This is a genomic window from Arthrobacter sp. Hiyo1 (assembly GCF_001263615.2).
GTDB lineage: Bacteria > Actinomycetota > Actinomycetes > Actinomycetales > Micrococcaceae > Arthrobacter.
In genome coordinates, this window is record NZ_DF952468.1 from 109,201 (window position 1) to 112,295 (window position 3,095).

Annotated in this window: 2 protein-coding genes and 1 pseudogene; 2 read left to right on the forward strand and 1 reads right to left on the reverse strand. The window is 64.1% G+C overall.

Features of this window, described 5'->3' with window-relative positions; genetic code table 11:
* Window positions 1-346, forward strand: a 346-nt coding sequence (locus AHiyo1_RS00405; protein WP_113990517.1) for an aminotransferase class III-fold pyridoxal phosphate-dependent enzyme, incomplete at its 5' end; no start/stop codon positions are given.
* A gap of 122 nt (window positions 347-468) precedes the next feature.
* On the opposite strand, the gene rarD is transcribed toward AHiyo1_RS00405, so the two are convergent.
* Entirely contained in the window at window positions 469-1,476 is a 1,008-nt protein-coding gene (gene rarD, locus AHiyo1_RS00410; RefSeq protein ID WP_059387245.1) for an EamA family transporter RarD, read from the reverse strand.
* 186 nt (window positions 1,477-1,662) lie between these two features.
* On the opposite strand from rarD, the pseudogene AHiyo1_RS00415 reads away from it, so the two are divergent.
* Window positions 1,663-3,095, forward strand: a pseudogene (locus AHiyo1_RS00415) (FAD-dependent oxidoreductase).

The following is a 3,095-nucleotide window of genomic DNA, read 5'->3' on the forward strand; positions in this document are numbered from 1 at the left end:
CACCATGGAGCAGCACGATCTCAACGCCCGCGCCCGCCACATCGAGGAAGTCGCACTCGGCCGCTTGCGCGAACTCGCGGCTGATCCTTCTGCAGGTGGGGTCATCGGCGACGTCCGTGGACGCGGTGCCATGCTGGCGATCGAATTGGTCCAGGCCGGCTCCAAGGAGCCGAACGCTGAACTGACCAAGGCCGTTGCCGCGGCGTGCCTCCAGGAAGGCGTCATCATCCTGACCTGCGGTACCTACGGCAACGTGATCCGTCTGCTGCCGCCGCTGGTGATCAGCGACGAACTGCTCCTGGACGGCCTTGAGGTACTGGCAGCGGCCATCAAGGCCAACGCTTAGCCGCAAACCTTCAGGTGGACATGCCCACCTCTACGCACCAAGGATGGACATAGTCTGACTATGTCCATCCTTGGCGTTTAACGAGGGGCATGTCCGGTATGGGCGCCAGGCAGGGAAGCGGACTAGGCTGCGCTGAGGCGTGCGCTTTTCCTGATGACCGAGTTCTTGCGTGCCGTGCGCAGCATGTCGAGGGTCAGGAGCAGCAGGGCCAGCCACACGATGCCGAAGCCCACCCAGCGGTCCGGCGTCATGGCCTCGTGGAAGACGGCCAGGGCCACGATGAACTGGAGGACCGGCGCGAAGTACTGCAGCAGGCCGATGGTGGTCATGGGCAGTCGGCGTGCGGAGGCTCCGAAGAAGAGGAGCGGCACGGCGGTGATGATGCCCGAAGCGGCCAAAAGCCAGAAATGGCCCGGGCCGTTGCTTCCCAATGTGCCGGCTCCCGTGAGGCCGAGGACAATCATGGTGGCGCCGGCGATCGGAGCGAGGACAACAGTCTCCACCGTGAGGCTCGTGATGGCATTGACCTTCGGCCCCACGCGCTTCTTCACGAATCCGTAGAGTCCAAAGCTGAACGCCAGGACCAGGGCGATCCACGGCAGCTTGCCATAGGAGACCGTCAGGACCCCGACGGCGATGAAGCCGATCCCGACGGCGGCCCACTGGAGCGGGCGGAGCTTTTCCTTCAGGACGAACACCCCAAGAAGGACCGACACGAGCGGGTTGATGAAATAGCCGAGCGAAGCTTCGACCGCGTGGCCGGTGGTAACGCCGAAAGTGTAGGTCAGCCAGTTGATGGCGATGAGCCCGGCAGCGATGGCGAGCGGGCCAAGGACCGCCCGGTCCCTGAAGGCGTTGCCGAGGAGGCGCCATGTCCGGGTGATGGTGATGAGCAGGGCGCAGAAAATGAGCGACCACACCACCCGGTTGGCGACGATTTCCACCGCTCCGGCGGGGTGCAGCACCAGGAAGTAGAGCGGAAGCAGCCCCCACAGACCGTACGCGCCGATACCGAAGACGACGCCCGCCGTCGTCTCCTTCTTAGCCGTGGCAGCGGCGGAAGCTGCACTTGCAGCATTCGAAGCGGGGGTGGCGGACGGGGCGGGCGCGGTTTGCTCGGGCGTAGACACAAAGTCAAGAACATCACATGTTGCGGAGGTATTCCTGACCGTACGGCCGGAAAGTTATTGTGAGTTTCCTCGCCCCGTTGTGTCACCTCGCGCCACGTACTGACACTCCGGCCGCAACTGAGAACTAGAATTGGAACCTGCGCGCCCCACCACGCGGGGCGGATTCCCGTCTCAGAAGGGTTCACGGTGTCCAACTCGGCCGAAACCACCTCAAAACGTCCGTTGCGCGTCGCCATCGTCGGCGCAGGACCGGCCGGCGTGTACGCCGCGGATATCCTGACCAAATCGAACGAGGTCAAGGACGGCGAGGTCGAGGTCAGCATCGACCTCTTCGAGGCATACCCTGCGCCGTACGGCCTGATCCGCTATGGCGTAGCCCCTGACCACCCCCGCATCAAGGCATCGTCAATGCGCTTCACAAGGTCCTGGACCGCGGAGACATCCGCTTCCTTGGCAACGTGACGTACGGCCGCGACCTCACCCTGCACGACTTCCGCTCGTTCTACGACGCGGTGATCTTCTCCACGGGGGCCATCAAGGACGCGGACCTGAACATCCCGGGAATCGAACTGGAAGGCTCCTTCGGCGGCGCCGACTTCGTCTCCTGGTACGACGGACACCCCGATGTGCCCCGCGAATGGCCGCTGGATGCCAAGGAAGTGGCGGTCATCGGCAACGGCAACGTGGCGCTGGACGTGGCCCGCATGCTCTCCAAGCACGCCGACGACCTCCTGGTGACCGAAATCCCGGACAACGTCTATGCCGCCCTCAAGGCCTCCCCGGTCACGGATGTGCACGTCTTCGGCCGCCGTGGCCCCGCCCAGATCAAGTTCACTCCGCTGGAGCTGCGCGAACTCTCGCACTCCAACGACGTGGACATTGTGCTGTACCCGGAAGATTTCGAGTTTGACGAAGCCTCGGACGAGGCCATCCGCAGCAACAACCAGATCAAGACCATGGTCAACACGCTGACCAACTGGCTCGTCGAAGAACATGCCGAAGCCGAGCAGCCCTCGTCCCGCCGCCTGCACCTGCACTTCCTGCACAGCCCGGTGGAGATCGTTTCCGAAGACGGCTCCGGGAAAGTCTCCAGTATCAAGTTCGAGCGCATGAAACTGGACGGCACGGGCAACGTCAAGGGCACCGGCGAGTTCGTGGATTATCCGATCCAAGCGGTCTACCGCGCCATCGGCTACCACGGATCGCCGCTGGACGAGCTTGAGTACGATGCCCGCCGCGGCGTCATTCCCAACGACGGCGGACGGGTGCTGGACGCCGACGGCAAGCCGGTGCCCGGTATCTACGCAACTGGCTGGATCAAGCGCGGACCCGTCGGCTTGATCGGGCACACCAAGGGCGATGCACTGGAAACCATCGGCTGCCTCCTGGAGGACCGCCTCACCCTGCCCCCGGCCGAAAACCCGGACCCGCAGGCCATCATCAACCTCCTGGAAGAGCGGGGCATCGAGTACACCACCTGGGAAGGCTGGAACAAGCTCGATGCGCACGAACTAGCCCTCGGTGCCGCATGGACCGCCGAAAACCCGGACGCCGGCGTCGTACGCGAACGCATCAAGGTGGTCCCGCGCGAGGACATGATCGAGATCTCCCGCGGCTAG